The following is a 19,252-nucleotide window of genomic DNA, read 5'->3' as shown; positions in this document are numbered from 1 at the left end:
GGCGACATGACATCGAACAGCGACGAATATGCGCCGAGCCCCACTGGCTGGGTCCGGGACCAGGTGGAGAAGGTCACCGAGGCCGGCACCACCGACGCGGTCGGGATCCAGGGCATGAAGGTCGTGCTGATGACGATGCGCGGCGCCAAGTCGGGCAAGATCCGCAAGGTGCCGGTGATGCGGGTCGAGAAGGACGGCGTGTACGCCGCGGTCGCGTCGCTCGGCGGTGCGCCCAAGCACCCGGTCTGGTATTACAACCTGAAGGCCGACCCGAAGATCACGCTGCAGGACGGTGACAGCACCTCGGAGTACGTCGCCCGCGAGATCGACGGCGCCGAGTACGACGAGTGGTGGCCGCGTGCGGTCGCCGCGTACCCGCCGTACGCGGAGTACCAGACCAAGACCACCCGGAAGATCCCGCTGTTCCTGCTGGACCGGGTCAAGTAAAAGATCTGGACAAAGTTCTGTCCCGGGATGACGGGCCGTGACGGTCCCGGGCCCAGGCTTGTGAGACGCTGGCGACGGCCCGGGTTGACCTTGACCCGGCCCGGCGCGCTGCGTCGCTTGAGTTCTGGGAGTCGTCCTGACCACACACGACGCGGTGCAGGAACCGTTCGTCGGGTCGACGCGGTTGCGTCTGGCCGGACTTGCACTGCATGCCTATACCGCGAGCGGAACGGTGCTCGCGTTGCTGATCGTGATCGCCGCCATCGACGGCGATGCCGTCCGGGCCCTCTGGCTCGGGCTCGCCGCGCTGGTGATCGACGGCACCGACGGGATGATCGCCCGCCGGCTGCGGGTGAAGGAAACCATCCCGTGGTTCGACGGCGCGATGCTGGACAACATCGTCGACTACCTGACGTACGCGTTCGCCCCGATCGTGCTGCTCTGGACCGGCGGTTACCTGCCGGGCGGCACCTGGGGCGCGGTGCTCGGCGCGTTGCCGTTGCTTGCCTCCAGCTACCAGTTCTGCCGGGTCGACGCGAAGACCGAGGACCACTTCTTCCTCGGCTTCCCCAGCTACTGGAACGTGGTCGCGTTCTACGTCGTGGTCCTCGGCCTCAGCCCGGTCACCACCGGCACGATCCTGGTCGTCTGCTCGATTCTGGTCTTCATCCCGGTGAAGTACTTGTACCCGTCGCGGACCAAGGTGTTCCGCTCCCTGAACCTGCTGACGACCGCGGTCTGGGTCGCGTCGTACGCCGTACTCCTGGCTCAGATGCCTAACCCGAACGCGATCGTGGTCGCGATCTCGCTGGCGTACCTGGTGTACTACGGCGGTCTCAGCCTGTACCTCACCTTCTGGTCGCCGCGCCGCAAGGCTGTCGCGTAGTGGTTCTAGGTCTTGGCGCGGCTCTGGGGGCCGCGGTGCTGTTCGGTGTCGGCGCGATCCTGCAGGCGGTCGGTTCGCGGAAGGTGCCGACCGAGTCGGAGCTGGATCCGCGGCGGCTCGGTGGGTTCGTGGTCGCGTTGCTCAAGCAGCCTGCGTTCCTCGGTGCGCTGGCGCTGAACCTGGCCGGCTTCGGGCTGCACTTCGTCGCGTTGCGGCTGCTTCCCTTGTACTTGGCGCAGGCCGGTATCGCGGTCAGCCTGGTCGTCACCGCGTTGCTCGCGACCCGGCTGATGTCGGACCACCTCAGCGCACTCGAATGGTCCGCGGTGGCCGCGGTCTGCGTGGGCCTCGGCGTACTCGCGGTCTCCGCCGGGGACGCCGGCGCGAGCGCACAGCATCACGGCCTGACCATCGGCATCATCGTCGGCCTGATCACCATCGCCGTACTCGGAGCCCTTGCCAGTCGGTCGAAACACGGTGTCTCCACCGCCCTACTGGGGATGCTGGCCGGTCTCGGGTACGCCGGGGTTGCGACCTCAGCCCGTCTGCTCCAGGACGGCTCGATCCGCGAACTGTTCCACAGCCCCACGCTGTACACGCTTCCGATCAGCGGTGCGCTCGCGTTCATCCTCTATTCGCTGGCCCTGCAGCGCGGTTCGGTGACGCTGGCGACCACCCCGATGATCGCGCTCCAAACCATCACGCCGGCCGCCGTCGGCGTCTTCGTCCTCAACGACGCCGTACGCTCCGGCTGGTGGCCGGCCGCGATCATCGGCTTCCTCTTCTCCGCCACCGGCTCCGTGATCCTGGTCCGCTTCGAATCGGTCAAGGCCTAACGCGACGGCCACTTCCAGGGTGGCTCGTCGAGTGGGCCTTGGCCGTCGATGGTGGTGGCGCCTTGGGTCTTGAGTAGCTCGACCGTGTGCAGGTCGGGGGACAGGGCCTGCAGCGAGGTGATGAACGGCCGGGAGTGGGTCACGACGATGACCTGCGCCTCCTTGGCCGCGGTGACTACGAGATTCGCCAGCGCTGGAAGCAGATCGGGGTGCAAGCTCGTCTCGGGCTCGTTGAGGACCAGGAGTTCAGGCGGTCTCGGGGTGAGGAGAGCGGCGACCCACAGCAGGTATCTGAGGGTGCCGTCGGACAGCTCAGCGCCGGACAGCGGCCGGAGCAGACCGTGCTGCCGGAAGGCGACCTCGAAGCGGCCGGCCGTGTTGACGATGTCGACCCGACTGCCGGGGAACCCCAGCTCGATCGCTTCCTCGAGCGCGCCGCTGGGTCCGAGCTCGCGGATCGTCTGCAGAGCGGCCGCGACGTCGGAGCCGTCCTGGGACAGTACGGCGGTGCGCGTCCCGATCTGCACTCGTCGGGCCGGCGCGTCGGCGTCGGTGCGGAAGTGGTCGTAGAACCGCCAGCCCCGCAGCCGGTCCCGCACCAGCAGCAGCTCCGGCGCCCGCTCGGGATCCGCGAACTCGCTCAGCATGCTGTCGAACGTGTGGAGCTGATGGCCGGCCCGCTCCCACTCACCGCCGGACGAACGGATCCGCACCTCGCGATTGCCGCGCTCGACCAGCAACGCGGCCGGTCGAAGGAACGGCCCGGCCCACAACGCTTCCCGCTTGATCTCCGGATCCAGGTCGAACTCCGAACCGCTCGGCCGCGGCAGCCCCAGATCCATCAGATAGCCGTAGTCATCGCCCGCGAACCCCATCCGCAGCGTCACAGGACCGGTCCGCACGGTGCCCTGCACCGGGCGGTCCTTGCGTACGTGCTCGGGACCGGCCCAGAGCGTCGACTGCAGCCCGCCCTCGCGAGCCAGGGCAGCCACGGCACCGTTCCGCGACGCGTCGGCGAGCAGCCGGAGCGCCCGATACAGGCTCGACTTGCCGGATCCGTTCGCCCCGGTCACCACGTTCAACCCACCCAACGGCATGACGATGCGCCGCAAAGACCGGTAGTTCTCCACCGCCAGCGTCGTCAGCATGCGACCAAGCTACAGACGCCCTCGGACAGAACAGCGGCCCTCGACCTGGTTGGTTGAGGGCCGCTGTTTTCGTGAAGCGTCAGGCCAGGGAGTCTTCCCAGGCCTGGTGGAGGCCGGCGTAGTGGCCGTCCTGGGTGACGAGGTCGTCGGGGGAGCCGTCCTCGATGATGCGGCCGTGTTCGAGCACCAGCACCCGGTCGGCGGTCTCGACGGTGGACAACCGGTGGGCGATCACGATCGCCGTACGGTCGGCCAGGATCGTCTTCAGAGCCCGCTGGATGAGGCGCTCGCTGGGGATGTCCAGGCTGGACGTCGCCTCATCCAGGATCAGTACGGCCGGGTCGGCCAGGAACGCCCGGGCGAACGCGACCAGCTGGCGCTGACCGGCGGACAGCCGGGAACCGCGCTTCTCCACCGCGGTCTCGTAGCCGTTCGGCAACGCCATGATGAAGTCGTGGGCGCCGATGTTCTTCGCGGCGTCGACGACCTCCTCCATGGTCGCGTCGGGCTTGCCGAACCGGATGTTGTCGGCGACCGAACCGGTGAACAGGAAGTTCTCCTGCGTCACCATGACCACCCGCTCGCGCAGGTCGTCCTCGTCCAGGTCACGCAGGTCCACGCCGTCGAGCAGCACGTGGCCGCTGGTCGGGTCGTAGAACCGCGCCACCAGTTTGGCGATCGTGGTCTTACCGGCACCCGTCGTACCGACCAGTGCGAGGGTCTGACCAGCCGGCACGTCCAGCTGCAGACCAGGCAGCACCGGTACGCCGTCGACGTACTCGAACCGCACGTTCCGCAGCTCTAGGTGACCGTGTGCCTTGCCTGGCTTGGCCGGCTCGATCGGCTCCGGGACGTCCGGGGTCTCGTTCAGCACGCCGGACAGCTTCTCCAGCGCCGCCGAGGCGGACAGGAAGGTGTTGTAGAACTGCGTGATGTCCTGCAGCGGCTCGAAGAACTGCCGCAGGTACAGCAGGAACGCGGTCAGCACACCAACCGTCACGTGACCGTGGTACGCCTGGTAGCCGCCGAACGCCAGGATCGCGACGATGGTGATGTTGCCGACGCCCTTGATCGCCGGCATGAAGACAGCGTTCAGCCGGAACGACTCGAGGTTCGCCTTCCGGTAGCGGTCGTTGACCCCGTGGAAGATCTCCTCGTTGCGCGGCTCCCGGCGGAACGCCTGGACCGCACGGATCCCGGTCATCGACTCGACAAAGTGCACGATGACCAGTACGACGGCCTCACGCGTCTGCCGGTAGACGACGGCGGACCGCTTCCGGAACCACGCCGTCAGGATCAGCAGGATCGGGAACGACAGCAGCGCGAGCAGACCGAGCTTGACGTCCAGCGTGAGCAGGATGATCGCCGTACCGACCAGGGTCAGCGCGGCGGTGACCAGACCGTCGAACCCGCTGGCCAGCATCTCGTCGATCACCTGCACGTCCGACGTCAGCCGGGAGATGACCCGGCCGGACGTGAACTTGTCGTGGAACGCCGGGCTGAGCCGCTGGAAGTGGTCGAACACCCGCTTCCGCAGGCCGAGCAGGATGGTCTGACCGAGCCGGCCGGACCGCATCAGGAAGATCTGCCGGGCCCACGCCTGCAGCAGCGCCGAGAACAGCACGGCGATCACGATCGTGATCAGTTGCTTCGAGCCCTCACCGGCGAGGATCGGCGGGATGCCGTTGTCGATGCCCAGGTGGACCAGGTACGGCACGGCGAGCCGGGCGCCGTTCTCGATGACGACGATCACCACCAGCAGCCAGATCAGCTTCTGGTACGGCCGGAGCAGCTCCCCGAGCAGCTTGCGGGAGTCCTCCTTCAGCCGGATGGTCGTCGCCCGCGAGATCTCCCTGTCGGGGTCGTCCTCGAAGACGCCCCGCCACGTCTGCTCCGCCGGCTGCCGGTCGTTCTTCGGCTCGTTACTCGAAGCCTGAGGAGGTGTTTGCTGGGTCGTCGTCATGCGTGCACCTCCTCTTCCTCTGCCGCGAGCAGGTGCCGGTACGCCGGCACTGTCGCGAGTAGCTCCTGATGGGTTCCGACGTGGGTGATGGTCCCGCCCTGAAGCAGGGCCACCTGGTCGGCCAGCATCACCGTGGACGCGCGGTGCGCCACCACGATGCCGGTGGTGTCGGCGAGCACGTTCTGCAGTGCTTCCTCGACCAGAGCCTCGGTGTGGACGTCGAGCGCGGACAGGGTGTCGTCCAGCACCAGTACTGCGGGTTTGGCGAGCACTGCACGTGCCAGTGCGAGCCGCTGCCTTTGACCGCCCGACAGCGACATGCCCTGCTCACCGACGCGGGTCTCCAGACCCCACGGCAGTTCGTTGGCGAACTGCGCCTGGGCGACCTCGAGTGCCTGCTGTACGTCGGCCTCGCTGGCGTCCGGACGGCCGAGCGTCAGGTTCTCCCGGACGCTCATCGAGAACAGCGTCGGGTCGTCGAACGCGGATGCGACCGCGGTCCGCAGTGACTCCAGGGTCAGGTCCCGGATGTCGTGCCCGTCGATGGTGATCCGTCCGGCTGTCACGTCGTACAGCCGAGGGACCAGAGCGGTCAGGGTGGTCTTGCCGGACCCGGTGGCGCCGACCAGTGCGAGCGTCGTACCAGGGGTCAGGTCGAGGTTGATGTCGTGCAGCACCTCGGCGGAGTCGTCGGAGAACCGGAACCCGACGTGCTCGAAGCGCAGGTGACCGCGCGAGTTGGTGAGCTCGTCCGGACCGGACTTGATCACCGAGTAGGTGTCGAGGATCTCGCTGATCCGGTCCGCCGCGGTCATCGACTCCTGCGCCATCGCCAGGATCGCGCCGAGCGAGGTGATCGGCCAGACCAGGGACAGCATCAGCGTGATGAACGCGACCAGGGTGCCGAGGGTGATCGCCTCCCGGCCGACCGCGAGCGCGCCGAGCAGCAGCACGATCACCAGGGTCAGGTTCGGGATGACGCCGAGGAAGCTCCAGAACCGGGACGCGAGCCGGACCTTCGCCACCTCGGTGTCGTACAGGACGGTGGCCTCGTCGTCGAACTGGCGCTGGACGTGCGGCCGCCGGCCGAACGCCTTGATCACCCGGAAGCCGAGCGCCGACTCCTCGATCCGGGTGGCCAGGTCACCCTGCTGGTCCTGCACCTTGCGGGAGATCCGCAGGTACTTCTTCTCGAACTTCAGCGACACCATCACCACCGGCACGGCGGCCACCAGGACCACGATGCCGAGCGGCCAGTACAGCTGGAGCAGCAGGATGGTGACGACGATCAGTTGCAGGATGTTCATCACCAGGAAGAGCAGACCGAAGCCCATGAACCGGCGGATCGTGGACAGGTCGGTGGTGACGCGGGACAGCAGCTGACCGCTCTGCCAGCGGGTGTGGAACTCCATCGGCAGCGACTGGAGCCGGACGTACAGGTCGTGCCGGAGTGTTGCCTCCAAGTCACTGACCGTTCGGGATTGCGCCCAGCGGCGCATCCACACCAGGATGACCTCGGAGATGCTGAGCCCGAGGGCCAGCAGTGCCAGCGGGACCAGCGCGCTCAGCTCACGGCGGGTGACCGGACCATCGATGATGGCTCTGGTGACCAGCGGTACGGCGAGGCTCACGCCGACGCCGAGCATGGCGGTGGAGAACATCACCGCGAGGCGCCAGCGGTGTGGTTTCAGATAAGGACGAAGCCGCCACAGGTTGCGGCTGCGTTCTGGGGCACGGGTGGTAGGGGCAGCGATCGACGGCGCTTGGACAGTGTGCTCTGACGGCATCTGGACGGGCGCACTTCCCATCTACTTCGGTTCACAAGGGGGTTTGGGCGACCTGAAAACGGCGCACTTTCCAGTATCGCTTAGTAGGTAAGCGCTTGTCCCGCTAATTCCATTCCCGGCTGATGAAACGCAATAACCCATCCCGGACCCACGCGGGACGCGCGCCCGCACCTATCACGATCCGCAATCAGTACTACGCCACCGATCGTCCGGCCGGTTCCCGTTCGGGCAGATCCCGCAGCCCGCGGAGCGGAGAGAAGACGGCGACGAGCAGGCCGGCGAGCATGCCCGCAGTGGCGATCAGCAGGGTCGGGCGGATGTGGATGGCGGTTGCCAGGACGCCGGAGGCCGCAGCGCCGGCCGCCTGGCCGCCGATGACCAGAGTGCGCCAGGAGGCGGTCACCTGGCCCAGCAGGTGGGGCGGGGCCAGCGACTGGCGCAGGGTGCGCTGGGGCACTCCGAACAGTGTCATGCCGATGCCGGAGAGCACCTGACCAAGGAGGATGAGCGGTGTGCGACCGGTGAAGAGCAGGACACCGTTGAGTGAGGCAAGGAATACGCCGGACAGGTAGGAGCGGCCGATGCCGACCCGTCGGCACCACGCGGAGGCGACGAAGGTACCGGCCACGGCGGCCGCGCCGAACGCGGTCATGCTGAGGCCGACGAACGCCGGCGACCTGTGCAGCTCGCGGATCAGGAAGAGCACGATCAGCGGACCCTGCATCGCTCCGGCCATGGCCGCAATCGCCGCGGAGACCACCAGCGGCCTGAGCATCCGGTCGCCGAAGAGCACCCGCAGCCCGGCTGACAGCCGCACCTCGGACCGTGGTCGTGCGGGCGCACGGGCCGGCTCGCGGATGAAATACGAGACCGCCGCGGACACGACGTACGACGCGGCGTCGATGACGATCGCGAACGGCGCCGTGAGTACCTGGACCAGGAAGCCGGCCACGGACGGTCCGACCGTCGAGGCGAGGTTGAGATTCAGCAGGGCGGCACTGTTCGCCCGCATCAGGTCCTCACGCGGCACCAGCGACGGGATCATCGTCTGGGACGCAGTGTCGGACAACAGAGTGAGTACCCCGGTCAGGACGGCGACGGCGTACAGCTGCTCGATGCTCAGCACGTCCAGAGCAGCCGCTGCGGGCACAGAGCCGAGCAACAGCAGCCGTCCGACGTCAGTCCAGATCAGCACTCGGCGCAGCGACCACCTGTCCACCCAGACCCCGGCCAGCAGCCCGAACACCAGGTGCGGTGCGATCGTCAACGCCGACAACGCACCCATCTCCACAGCCGACGCCTGCAGGGTCACCACTGCCACCAAGGGCAGCGCGACAGTCGTGACCGCACTACCCGACGCCGACACCAACTGCCCGACCCACAGCTTCCGAAACTCACCCCTCACAACCCATGCCATGCCCTTGAACCTGTCACCCAGGGAAGCCGCCCGACTACACCTGTTCGCCCCCAGCAGACCCTGTTCACTCCACGCGAAACACCGCACCCCTTGCGGTGAAGGCACCTGGCCGGTTTTCGAGGGTGCTTCCGTTACTGGTGGTTACTGACTAGGGTGCGGCGCGATGACTTCGTAGTACTGGGGGGATTCTTGTGGTCAGGTTTCGGGCGTTGGCGGCGGCTGTTGGGTGTGCCGCTGTACTGGTGTCGTTGACGGCCTCTCAGGGGGCTGCGGCTGACCCGCCGCCGCACCTGGGGGCGGGCGTGCTGGTTCCTGGGCGCACTGCCACAGACGTGGGGATGTCAGGGGCTCGGGTGGTCGTGTCGCAGCAGGCCGACCGCGTTGTCTACGAGACCAGCAACAACGGGACCACGTGGACCGCCTCCGGTGGCCTGAACAACGGCAAGCCGCTGCAGGTGGAGGGGACTGCGCTGCTCACGTTCGACGGGAGTACTGCGAAGGTCGGCGGGCTCACGTTCCCCGCCACGGACGAGGTGGTGCTCGGCAAGGGCGGCAAGCTCGTCTCGCACCGCGCGGCGAGTTCGGCGACCGCAGAGGTGTACGACGTTGCTTCGAAGACGAAGCTGGCCGACTACGCCCCGCCGTTTGCCATGTCCGGCGACACGGTGTGGAAGGTGACGTCGCCTGGGCAGCTGGACGGTAAGAACCTGACTACTGGCGACGTGAAGACTGTGCTGGTCGCCAGCGCCTGCACTGTCGGCCCGGACGGCGTCAACGGCCGCTGGGCTGTCCTGAGTGGTTGCAACCAGGTCGTGGACGTACTGGGGCCGCAGCCGCCTCGCAACCTGTCCGTGGCCGCGGACTCCCAGCTGGGCAACGGTTTCGCCGTTCAGTCGTCCGGCTCGGACCTGCTGGTCACCGACCTCAACGACCCGGCTCTCGGTCAGCGCCGCTACGGACCGATCCGCAGTACTACTCCCAGCTTCCGCGCCGACGGCTCCGGCCTGGCGAAGATCGTGTACGCCGACGCCGACAGCAACCCACGCGTGATCACGCTGAGCTGGCTGACCCCGGACCCGCAGCAACACCCCGACACCGTGGCGCCCGTACTCACCAGCGCATCCGCGGGCGCCCGCGTCCGCGACAACACCAGCCTGTCCTTCGAGTGGGCGTACGACGACCCACAGGACCCGAACTCACCGGCAACCGGCGTGTTGAGCTACGACCTGCGCATCCAGCAGCGCCCCAACCGCACCACGCCGTACGGCGCCTGGAACCAGGTGCCCGCATGGCAGGGCCTGAAGACCACGGGTGCGAGTCTGACTGCGGCCGTCGGCACAGACACGTGCTGGCAGGTCCGGGCGCGCGACTACGCGGGCAACGTGAGCGCGTGGAGTACGTCGTACTGCAGTGAGGTGGACGGCACCGCGCCCTCCCTCGTCACCTGGCGTATCGGCGACCGCGTCAACCTGGCTGCGACCGCGACCGTTCGCTGGGCCTACAAGGACGACACCGACATCGCGTCGTACGACGTCGTCTACAAGACCGCCGCACCAGGCGTCGCGCTCGGCAAGTGGATCTACCCGGCCACCTGGCAGAACACCCGGATCACGTCGATCACCTGGACCCCCCGCCTCGGCTGGGACGAATGCTTCATGGTCCGATCCCGCGACTACCTGGGCAACCTCTCCGCCTGGTCCGCCCCACTCTGCTCAGTAGCGCCTGAAGACGACCGAGCCCTGACCTCCGCCGGCACAGTCACCCGCACCACCAGCACCCTGGCCTTCCAAGGCACCACAACCATCCTCAAAGCCAACGGCGCCTACCTGACCAAGGCCACCGAAGCAGGCCAACGCATAGCCCTGATAGCCCTCCACGGCCCTGCCCAAGGCCGAGTAGACATCTACCACGCCAACATCAAAATCGGCACGGTCTCCCTAACAGCCACCACCACCAGCCGCGTAGTCACCTACCTACCGACCACGGTCTTCCGCACCGGCGCCCTCAAGATCATCAGCACCAGCACAGCCCCCGCCTCCATAGACGCAGTAGCCCTACTCCGAGCCCCCTGACCTGAGCCAACCAAATAGGTGTTGCTCAACCGCCTGGCCGCGCTCGGCTTCGCCACCTGGAGCGGACAGACTGGGGTGTGTGAACGACAGGTTGACGATCCGGCGGGTGGGGTTTGAGCTGCACCCGTGGGAGGGCGGTCCAGCTCGCGAACTGCTGCCGACAGTGGACGGGATCGCCCTGACAGACCTCGTGGAGACCTACGAGCGAGCACACCGATTCGACGTCATCGGCGGGTACGCCGGCCTGGTGCTGGAGCACCTCAGCCACGGGAGCCTGCCGGAGTATCTGAGCGGTCGTGACGGGTCAGTGGCTCTACTTGGGTGCAACTGCGGTGAGGTGGGTTGCTGGCCGCTCGAGGCTCAGGTCGTGGTCGGGACGCAGGTCACTTGGCGGGGGTTCCGTCAGCCTCATCGTCCTCGGCGGGATTACAGCAGTTTCGGACCGTTCACGTTCGACCGCTCCCAGTACGACGCTGCAGTACGGCGGGCCGCTCCGAGCTAACGCGATCCCAAGAATGCTCCTCATTCCGAGCCACTCGGGTTGGACCCAGATGAGCCGTGCGTGGATGTGAGTGCGTTCTGAGGCGCTGGGACGGGGTTCGTGGACAGGTGGACAGGAGGTGTCGGGCGGCCGGCAGTACACCTGAGCGCAAAACTGCCCGTGCGTACGGTGTATCGCAGGTGTTCTACCTGTCGAGCTGCAGATCGTCGCAGTAGCCGGGTGGCGATGTCCCGCAGGTGATCGCGGAGAAGAAGCGCAAGCCCCCGCAACGCGCCGAGCGGAGCGACGGCGCACAGAACGACGAGGGCGAGGCGGCCTGCGCTTTTCCGCAGGCACACCTCGCCCATCGTCCGAGAGCGGGTGACGAGAATCGAACTCGCGTAGTCAGTTTGGAAGACTGGGGCTCTACCATTGAGCTACACCCGCGTGCGCCTCGCGGCACTCCGTCATGATTCCACATCCACCCCGGTGGACTCAAAATTGCCACGGGCGGAGCCCGGATTTGCGCATCGAGCGGGGGGTGGCGCGAGCACTGGTTCGGGTCGACTAGACTCGTGCGGTCACTGCGGGGCGTAGCGTAGTGGCTAGCGCGCCTGCTTTGGGAGCAGGAGACCGCAGGTTCGAGTCCTGTCGCCCCGACAAACCCCCTGCAGCAATGCTGCGGTCCGGGCTGTCGCCCGTGCTGTGAATGTCATCGAATCAAGGAGAACCGCCACCGTGAAGAGCACCGTCGAGTCCTTGAGCCCGACGAAGGTCAAGCTCATCGTCGAGGTGCCGTTCGAGGAGCTCAAGCCGAGCCTCGACGCGGCGTACAAGAGCATCGCCTCGCAGATCACCGTCCCCGGGTTCCGCAAGGGCAAGATCCCGCCGCAGGTCATCGACCAGCGCGTGGGCCGCGGCCCGGTGCTCGAGGAGGCGATCAACGACGCGCTCCCGAAGCTGTACTCGCAGGCGGTGAGTGACAACCAGGTGAAGGCGATCGGCCGGCCCGAGGTCGATGTGACCGAGTTCAACGACAAGGAGAGCCTGCAGTTCTCCGCCGAGGTCGAGGTCCGCCCGGAGATCACCCTGCCCGACCTCGAGGGTCTGGAGGCCGAGGTCGAGGACCTGGCGATCTCCGACGAAGAGGTCGACGAGCAGATCGAGTCGCTGCGGCAGCGGTTCGGCTCGCTGAACCCGGTCGAGCGCGCGGTCGCGGACAAGGACTTCATCACCTTGGACCTGTCGGCCAGCAAGGACGGCGAGAAGGTCGAGGAGGCGCAGGCGACCGGCCTGTCGTACCAGGTCGGCAGCGGTCAGCTGCTCGACGGCCTGGACGAGGCGGTCATCGGGCTGAGCGCCGGCGAGAAGAAGACGTTCGTCACGCAGCTGGTCGGCGGGTCGCTGAAGGGCGACGATGTCGATGTCGAGGTGACCGTGACCGCGGTCAAGGAGCAGGAGCTGCCGGAGCTCGATGACGAGTTCGCGCAGACCGCTTCTGAGTTCGACACCGCGGATGAGCTGACCGCCGACGTCCGGACCCGGCTGGAGCGCGGCAAGCGGCTCGAGCAGGCCGGCGACGCGAGGGACGCCGTACTCGAGAAGATCCTGACCATGGTGGACGTGCCGGTGCCGGAGGGTCTGCTGGTCGACGAGCTGGCCGCCCGCAAGGAGAACCTGGAGCAGCAGCTCGGGTACTCCGGGATGACGATGGAGCAGTTCCTCGAGGGTGAGGAGCAGACTCAGGACGAGTTCGACGAGGACCTGAAGAAGCGCTCCGAGGACGCGATCAAGGCGCAGTTCGTGCTGGACCTGGTGGCCGAGCAGCAGGAGCTGAGCGTCAACGACCAGGAGCTGACCGAGCACATCGTCCGGCACGCGCAGCGTTCCGGCGTCAGCCCGGACCAGTTCGCCCAGCACGCGGTGGAGAACAACCTGGTCCCGAGCCTGGTGTCCGAGGTCGTCCGCGGCAAGGCGCTCGCGTACCTGGTCGAGAACGCCAAGGTCACCGACGCGTCGGGCAACACGGTCGAGCTGAAGACCCTGCAGCCGGACGGCACCTACGCCGACCCGGACGCCGAGGGTGCCGAGGGCGCTGAGGGCACCGACGAGGCCGCCGAGGCCCCGGTCGAGGAGCCCGCGAAGGCCTGAGCAGTACGCCGTAACGGCCCGGACCCCGTCGCAGGGGTCCGGGCCGTTCGCATTTCGCGAACCGGTCGTAAGGAAACTGACGGATCGACCACCTAGCGTGGCTGGTGAAACGATTTCCGAGGGAAGGACCGGGGTGTGGCCGCGCTGCTCGAGGAGCCAGAGGTACGGCGGGACGCCGAGCGCACCGACCGCCCCGAAGTACCTGACGAGGCAACCGTCGAGGAGTCGGGGTCCGTTGTCCTGTGCGGGTGGTGAAACCGCGCCGAATTCGCTCACAGCAGACAGAGCAGGCACAACGGTGCGCCGTGAGCGAACACCTGTGGCCCAGCCTTAGGTCTGTCGCCGCCGACCAGTAATGTCGGCTTTGTGAACGAGACATTTGCAGCCAGCCCCACCGCCGCGGGCGGCAACGGATCCGGCGGACTCGACGACCACATCTACCAGCGCCTGCTGCAGAACCGGATCATCTTCCTGGGGTCCGAGGTTCGCGACGACAACGCGAACGCGATCTGCGCGCAGATGCTGCTCCTCAACGCCGAGGACCCCAACCAGGACATCTGGCTGTACATCAACTCGCCGGGTGGTTCGGTGGACTCCGGCATGGCGATCTACGACACCATGCAGTGGATCTCCAACGACGTCGCCACCGTCGGGATGGGCCTGGCCGCCTCGATGGGCCAGTTCCTGCTCTGCGCCGGCGCGAAGAACAAGCGCTACGCGCTGCCGCACGCGCGGATCATGATGCACCAGCCGTCCGGCGGTATGGGCGGTACGGCGTCGGACATCAAGATCCAGGCCGAGCAGTCGCTGCACATCAAGGCGCAGCTGTTCAAGCTGATCGCGGAGCACACCGGCCAGCCGCTCGAGCAGGTCGAGAACGACGCCGACCGCGACCGCTGGTTCACCGCCGACGCGGCGAAGGACTACGGCTTCATCGACCACGTGGTCGCCAGCGCCGCGCAGCTCAGCTCCGGCAGCCCGAACTCCTGATCTCCCACTCCGTCAGTTAAGGACGCATCATGAATTACTTCATCCCGCAGTGGGAGGAGCGCACGTCGTACGGCATGCGCCGGATCGACCCCTACACGAAGCTGTTCGAGGACCGGATCATCTTCCTCGGTACGCCGATCACCGACGAGATCGCGAACGCGGTGATGGCGCAGCTGCTGTGCCTGCAGTCGATGGACTCCGATCGCGACATCAGCATCTACATCAACTCCCCGGGCGGCTCGTTCACGGCGCTGACCGCGATCTACGACACCGTCCGCTACATCAAGCCGGACGTCCAGACCGTCTGCCTCGGTCAGGCGGCCTCCGCGGCGGCGGTGCTGCTCGCGGCCGGTACGCCGGGTAAGCGCCTGGCGCTGCCGAACAGTCGGATCATCATCCACCAGCCGGCCACCGAGGGCACCTACGGTCAGTCCAGCGACATCGAGATCCAGGCGAACGAGATCCTCCGCCTGCGCGCGCTGCTGGAGAAGATGATCGCCGACGCCAGCGGCAAGTCGCACGAGGAAGTGTCGCGCGACATCGAGCGGGACAAGTTCCTGACCGCCGACCAGGCCATCGAGTACGGCCTGATCGACGACGTCCTGCAGAGCCTCAAGACCCCGGTCCCGGCCGGCGTCTGATCCGTACGACGGGCTGTCAAGGGCCTGACGCGTTCGCCACCGGCGTAGTCACAACCCGGTGGCGGGCGCGGCGTTTCGGCCCCGGACGGGGTACCGTCAAGAACGGATCGGGGTACCTGTTTCCACGCCCTCCCGGCCCATAGTTCGACACGCATAGAAGGGATCTGTCCCGGTGGCACGCATTGGTGACGGCGGCGATCTGCTCAAGTGCTCGTTCTGCGGAAAGAGTCAGAAGCAGGTCAAGAAGCTCATCGCCGGTCCCGGCGTCTACATCTGCGATGAATGCATCGATCTCTGCAACGAGATCATCGAGGAGGAGCTGAACGAGGGCTCCGAGGTCGGACTCACCGAGCTGCCGAAGCCGCGGGAGATCTACGACTTCCTCAACGCGTACGTCGTCGGACAGGACGTGGCGAAGAAGGCACTCGCGGTGGCGGTGTACAACCACTACAAGCGGGTCCGTGACGGCCAGGGCGCGTCGAGCGCGGGACGGCACGCGAAGGACGAGGCCGTCGAGCTGGCCAAGTCGAACATCCTGCTGATCGGCCCGACCGGCTGCGGCAAGACCTACCTCGCCCAGACGCTGGCCCGGATGCTGAACGTCCCGTTCGCGATCGCGGACGCGACGGCGCTGACCGAGGCGGGGTACGTCGGCGAGGACGTCGAGAACATCCTGCTGAAGCTGATCCAGGCGGCCGACTACGACGTCAAGAAGGCCGAGACCGGGATCATCTACATCGACGAGGTCGACAAGATCGCCCGCAAGAGCGAGAACCCGTCGATCACCCGCGATGTTTCCGGCGAGGGTGTCCAGCAGGCGCTGCTGAAGATCCTGGAAGGTACGACGGCCTCGGTGCCGCCGCAGGGTGGACGCAAGCACCCGCATCAGGAGTTCATCCAGATCGACACCACCAACGTGCTGTTCATCGTCGGCGGCGCGTTCGCCGGCCTGGACCACATGGTCGAGCAGCGGGTCGGCAAGAAGACCCTCGGCTTCAACACCTCCCGCGAGCCGGAGAAGCCCAAAGAGGCCGGCGGGTACGCCGATGTGATGCCGGAGGATCTGCTCAAGTTCGGTCTGATCCCCGAGTTCATTGGCCGCCTCCCGGTCATCACCACCGTGTCCCCGCTGGACCGGGACGCGCTGATCAAGATCCTGTCGGAGCCGAAGAACGCGCTGGTCAAGCAGTACCGGCGGCTGTTCGAGATCGACAACGTCGAGCTGGAGTTCGACGAGGACGCGGTCGAGGCGATCGCCGACCAGGCGCTGCTGCGTGGCACCGGCGCCCGCGGCCTGCGGGCGATCATGGAGGAAGTCCTCCTGAACGTGATGTACGAGGTGCCGAGCCGCGAGGACGTCGCGAAGGTCGTCGTCACCGGCGAGGTCGTCCTGGAGAACGTGAACCCGACGCTGATCCCGCGCGACCAGCTCGAGCGCAAGCAGCGCCGCGAGAAGAGCGCCTGAACCACCGCTGTCAGCAGGAGGCCGGGTCCGCCGTGAGGCGGGTTCCCGGCCTCCTTCTCGTGGTGGACGCGACCTGAGAGGTCACCCGCCTACGGTCGGTGACATGACGCCCAGAAGAATCCTTCGAAGACTGTCTGTCGCCGGTGTGGCCCTGGTGCTGCTCACACCGATGACCTCCGCCGTGGCTCAAGCCCAGACGGCGATCGCCTGGGGGAGTTGCGGCGCGGACCCCAAGCTGAAGCCGTTCCAGTGCGCGACCGTCGAGGTCCCGACCGAATACGACAAGCCGCACGGGCCGACGACCACGATCGCGCTGACCCGATTGCCTGCCACTGACGCGGCGCACAAGATCGGCACGTTGTTCACGAACCCAGGCGGCCCGGGCGGCTCCGGGGTCGACTTCGTCCAGCAGGCCGGCCAGCAGATCTACACCCCGTCGGTGCGCGCGAAGTTCGACATCCTCGGCTTCGACCCGCGCGGCGTGGGCCGCTCGGACCCCGCCACCTGTTACCCGACCGCTGCTGACGAGGCGAAGGCGACGGCGAACGTCCCGCCGTTCCCGCTGACGGCGAAGGAAGAGCGCCAGTTCATCGTGGACAGCGCGAAGATCGCAGTCAGCTGCCGGACTACTTCACCGGATCGGCTCGCGCACTACTCGACCGCGAACGTTGCCCGTGACATGGATCGGCTGCGGCAGGCGGTCGGCGACGAGAAGCTGTCGTACATCGGCTACTCGTACGGCACGTATCTCGGTGCGACGTACGCGAAGCTGTTCCCGAACAAGGTCCGCGCGCTCGTGCTCGACGGCACGCTGAGCCCGGAGTGGTACTCCGGCTCGAACGGCGACTCGAACCCGGTCGGCGTCCGGCTGAAGCAGGGCGACGGTGCGTACGACACGTACGAGCAGTTCCTCGCCGAGTGCAAGAAGGCGGCCGCCAACTGCGCGCTGAATACGCTCGGCGATCCGAAGACCGTCGTGGAGAGCACGATGGAGCGGCTGAAGACCCATCCGATCGATGTCCCGATGCCGGACGGATCCACGCTCAAGGTGACGTACGCCGTCGCAGTGGCCATCACGTTCTCGAACCTGTACGACCCGGCCGGCTTCCCCGCACTCGCTCAGATGTGGGCCGAGCTTTCGACGATGAACCGAACCAAGGCCGCCGCCGCGAAGGCACCGACCGCGTTGGTCGAGTGGAACCGGCGCAAGGAGGACTACAGCACGTCGGTCGGCAGCGTCCTGCAGCCGTGCGTCGAGGCCAAGCAGTCCGGTCGGGGACCGCTCGCGTACCCGGCGTACGCCGACGCCGCCGACAAGCGCGCTCCGCACTTCGGTCGCTACCGAGCCTGGATCGGAGTCCAATGCGAGTTCATGGGGATCCGCGACAGCGACGCGTTCCTCGGCCCGTGGAAGAACAGCGTGAAGCAGCCCGTACTCGTCTTTGGCACCCGGCACGACCCGGCGACGCCGTACGAGGCCACCCGTCCGTACGCCGACCTGTACCCGGACGCCCGCATGGTCACGGTCGAGGGCTACGGGCACACGACGATCGGCAAGAGCACCTGCGCCGACGCGATGATCACTGACTACCTGACCCAGCTGAAGGCGCCGGCTGACGGCGCGACGTGCACGCAGGACCGCAAGCCGTTCGATCCGCTGCCTACAGGGAAGAAAGTACTGACTCCGCTACCGCAATAGTCTCGTCGATCTGGTCCGCGGTGTGCTCGGTGGAGAGGAACCACAGTCCGCGCGGGACGATGTTGATCCCCGCCGCGAACAGTCCGGCGTGGAACCGAGCCATCGCGGCCCGATCGCAGGCGGCGAACGATCGATAGTCGGTCACCTCTGCTTGGTCAGTGATGTAGGTCTGGAACACCGGCCCCGGTCCGTCGACGAGAAGGGGTACGCCATGTTTCGAAGCAGCCGCGCGCAGGCCGGCCATCAACCGCCGGCCTGCCGCGGTCAGCGGTGGGTAGACGGACTCACGGTCTTCGTCGAGATGCCGCAGTACGGCGTGGGCCGCGGCCATCGCGACCGGGTGTGAGTTGAAGGTGCCCGCGTGGGCAACCTTGCCGTTGGCAATCGACCCCATCACGTCGTGCGAGCCGACCAGCGCGGACACCTGCATGCCGCCGGCCATCGCCTTCCCGAACGCCGCGAGATCGGGTACGACGCCGAGCAGTTCGCCGGCGCCGCCGGGTGCGATCCGGAAGCCGGTGATGATCTCGTCGAAGATCAGCAACGACCCGTGCTGCCGGGTCAGCTCACGCAGTCCTTCGAGGTAGCCGGGCTGCGGCGTGATGCAGCCGGTGTTGCACAACAGCGGTTCGAGGATGACGGCCGCGATCTCGTCACCGCTCTGCTCGAACAGCGCAGCGACGGCGGGGAGATCGTTGTACGGCAGGACGATCAGGTCGTCGGCGTCGTGCCGCGGCTGGCCCGCCGTACCGCCGACCGCCGTGGGATGCCGGGCGTCACCGGCCAGCGCAAGATCCGGGTGCACGCTGTACAGGACTGGGTCGAGCCAGCCGTGGTAATTGCCCTCGAACTTCACGATCTTCGGCCGTCCGGTGTGGCCGCGGGCCAGCCGGATCGCGCCGTGCACAGCCTCTGAGCCGACCGTGTTGAAACGGACGAGCTCGGCTGCCGGGATCATGGCGCAGAGGCGTTCCGCGACCTGTGCTTCGAGCTCGTGTTGGGCGGCGTACGCGACGCCGCGACGTACCTGGGCAGAGACCGCGTCGGCGACCAGCGGTGCGGCGTGGCCGAGTAGGTTCGGGCCCTGGCCGAGCACGTAGTCGAGATAGCGGTTGCCGTCCACGTCCCACAGCTCGGAGCCACTGGCGTGGTCCACGAACAACGGCTGGTCAGCGCGCCGTGCGTCGCTGGAGACACCACCGGCGATCACCTGCCGGGCACGCTTGTACAAGCGGTCGGCATTGTCGTGAGTCCTCTGCACAGTTCTCC

At 67.1% G+C, this 19,252-nt stretch carries 15 protein-coding genes and 2 tRNA genes; 11 read left to right on the top strand and 6 right to left on the bottom strand.

Annotated elements, in window-relative coordinates:
* Positions 1 to 6: 6 nt before the first annotated feature.
* The 3 genes from EV650_RS14435 (at position 7) to EV650_RS14425 (ending at position 2,169) form a co-directional block, all read left to right on the top strand.
* A complete protein-coding gene (locus EV650_RS14435) occupies positions 7 to 447 on the top strand; it encodes a nitroreductase family deazaflavin-dependent oxidoreductase (protein WP_134119188.1) in 441 nt (146 codons plus the stop codon).
* A gap of 154 nt (positions 448 to 601) precedes the next feature.
* The gene (locus EV650_RS14430) at positions 602 to 1,333 is read left to right on the top strand and encodes a CDP-alcohol phosphatidyltransferase family protein (RefSeq protein WP_134119185.1); all 732 of its coding nucleotides are present in this window, start codon (positions 602 to 604) and stop codon (positions 1,331 to 1,333) included.
* The gene (locus EV650_RS14425) at positions 1,333 to 2,169 is read left to right on the top strand and encodes a DMT family protein (protein WP_134119183.1); all 837 of its coding nucleotides are present in this window, start codon (positions 1,333 to 1,335) and stop codon (positions 2,167 to 2,169) included. The genes EV650_RS14430 and EV650_RS14425 overlap by 1 nt, the downstream gene beginning before the upstream one ends.
* Here the strand turns inward: EV650_RS14425 and EV650_RS14420 are convergent.
* From EV650_RS14420 to EV650_RS14405, 4 genes are all read right to left on the bottom strand, one after another.
* Positions 2,166 to 3,317, bottom strand: a complete 1,152-nt coding sequence (locus EV650_RS14420) for an AAA family ATPase (protein WP_134119181.1) — start codon at positions 3,315 to 3,317, stop codon at positions 2,166 to 2,168. The two genes, EV650_RS14425 and EV650_RS14420, sit on opposite strands and share 4 nt — an antisense overlap.
* A 79-nt stretch (positions 3,318 to 3,396) precedes the next feature.
* Positions 3,397 to 5,280 carry an ABC transporter ATP-binding protein gene (locus tag EV650_RS14415; protein WP_134119179.1) on the bottom strand — a complete coding sequence of 628 codons (1,884 nt, stop codon included), beginning with the start codon at positions 5,278 to 5,280 and terminating at the stop codon, positions 3,397 to 3,399.
* A complete protein-coding gene (locus EV650_RS14410; RefSeq protein WP_238174203.1) occupies positions 5,277 to 6,941 on the bottom strand; it encodes an ABC transporter ATP-binding protein in 1,665 nt (554 codons plus the stop codon). Before EV650_RS14410 ends, EV650_RS14415 begins: the two co-directional genes overlap by 4 nt.
* 319 nt (positions 6,942 to 7,260) lie before the next feature.
* Positions 7,261 to 8,484 (bottom strand): MFS transporter, encoded by a 1,224-nt coding sequence (locus EV650_RS14405; RefSeq protein ID WP_134119175.1) that lies wholly within the window; start codon positions 8,482 to 8,484, stop codon positions 7,261 to 7,263.
* Positions 8,485 to 8,822: 338 nt separating this feature from the next.
* On the opposite strand from EV650_RS14405, the gene EV650_RS14400 reads away from it, so the two are divergent.
* Both EV650_RS14400 and EV650_RS14395 read left to right on the top strand, forming a co-directional pair.
* The gene (locus EV650_RS14400) at positions 8,823 to 10,556 is read left to right on the top strand and encodes a phage tail protein (protein ID WP_134119173.1); all 1,734 of its coding nucleotides are present in this window, start codon (positions 8,823 to 8,825) and stop codon (positions 10,554 to 10,556) included.
* Positions 10,557 to 10,635: 79 nt separating this feature from the next.
* Positions 10,636 to 11,058 (top strand): hypothetical protein, encoded by a 423-nt coding sequence (locus EV650_RS14395; protein ID WP_238174202.1) that lies wholly within the window; start codon positions 10,636 to 10,638, stop codon positions 11,056 to 11,058.
* A 355-nt stretch (positions 11,059 to 11,413) separates the two neighbouring features.
* On the opposite strand, the gene EV650_RS14390 is transcribed toward EV650_RS14395, so the two are convergent.
* Positions 11,414 to 11,484 (bottom strand) — tRNA-Gly (locus EV650_RS14390).
* A gap of 140 nt (positions 11,485 to 11,624) precedes the next feature.
* On the opposite strand from EV650_RS14390, the gene EV650_RS14385 reads away from it, so the two are divergent.
* The 6 genes from EV650_RS14385 (at position 11,625) to EV650_RS14360 (ending at position 17,983) form a co-directional block, all read left to right on the top strand.
* Positions 11,625 to 11,697, top strand: a tRNA-Pro gene (locus EV650_RS14385).
* Between the two features lie 78 nt (positions 11,698 to 11,775).
* Positions 11,776 to 13,188: a trigger factor gene (gene tig, locus EV650_RS14380; protein WP_134119171.1), complete on the top strand. Its 1,413-nt coding sequence runs from the start codon at positions 11,776 to 11,778 to the stop codon at positions 13,186 to 13,188.
* Between the two features lie 366 nt (positions 13,189 to 13,554).
* Positions 13,555 to 14,178, top strand: a complete 624-nt coding sequence (locus tag EV650_RS14375) for a ClpP family protease (RefSeq protein ID WP_134119169.1) — start codon at positions 13,555 to 13,557, stop codon at positions 14,176 to 14,178.
* A 29-nt stretch (positions 14,179 to 14,207) separates the two neighbouring features.
* Positions 14,208 to 14,819, top strand: coding sequence for an ATP-dependent Clp protease proteolytic subunit (locus EV650_RS14370; protein ID WP_134119166.1), 612 nt, complete (start codon positions 14,208 to 14,210; stop codon positions 14,817 to 14,819).
* A 172-nt stretch (positions 14,820 to 14,991) separates the two neighbouring features.
* On the top strand, positions 14,992 to 16,284 hold the full coding sequence (clpX, locus tag EV650_RS14365; protein ID WP_134119164.1) for an ATP-dependent Clp protease ATP-binding subunit ClpX: 1,293 nt from the start codon (positions 14,992 to 14,994) through the stop codon (positions 16,282 to 16,284).
* A 103-nt stretch (positions 16,285 to 16,387) separates the two neighbouring features.
* A complete protein-coding gene (locus EV650_RS14360; protein WP_134119162.1) occupies positions 16,388 to 17,983 on the top strand; it encodes an alpha/beta hydrolase in 1,596 nt (531 codons plus the stop codon).
* Here the strand turns inward: EV650_RS14360 and EV650_RS14355 are convergent.
* The gene (locus EV650_RS14355; RefSeq protein WP_166678114.1) at positions 17,946 to 19,244 is read right to left on the bottom strand and encodes an aspartate aminotransferase family protein; all 1,299 of its coding nucleotides are present in this window, start codon (positions 19,242 to 19,244) and stop codon (positions 17,946 to 17,948) included. The genes EV650_RS14360 and EV650_RS14355 overlap by 38 nt on opposite strands.
* Positions 19,245 to 19,252: the final 8 nt, after the last annotated feature.

This window comes from Kribbella kalugense, from assembly GCF_004365875.1.
Taxonomy (GTDB): Bacteria; Actinomycetota; Actinomycetes; order Propionibacteriales; family Kribbellaceae; genus Kribbella; species Kribbella kalugense.
Note: the sequence above shows the minus strand (reverse complement) of the source record. Positions and strands in the feature narration are given on the sequence as shown.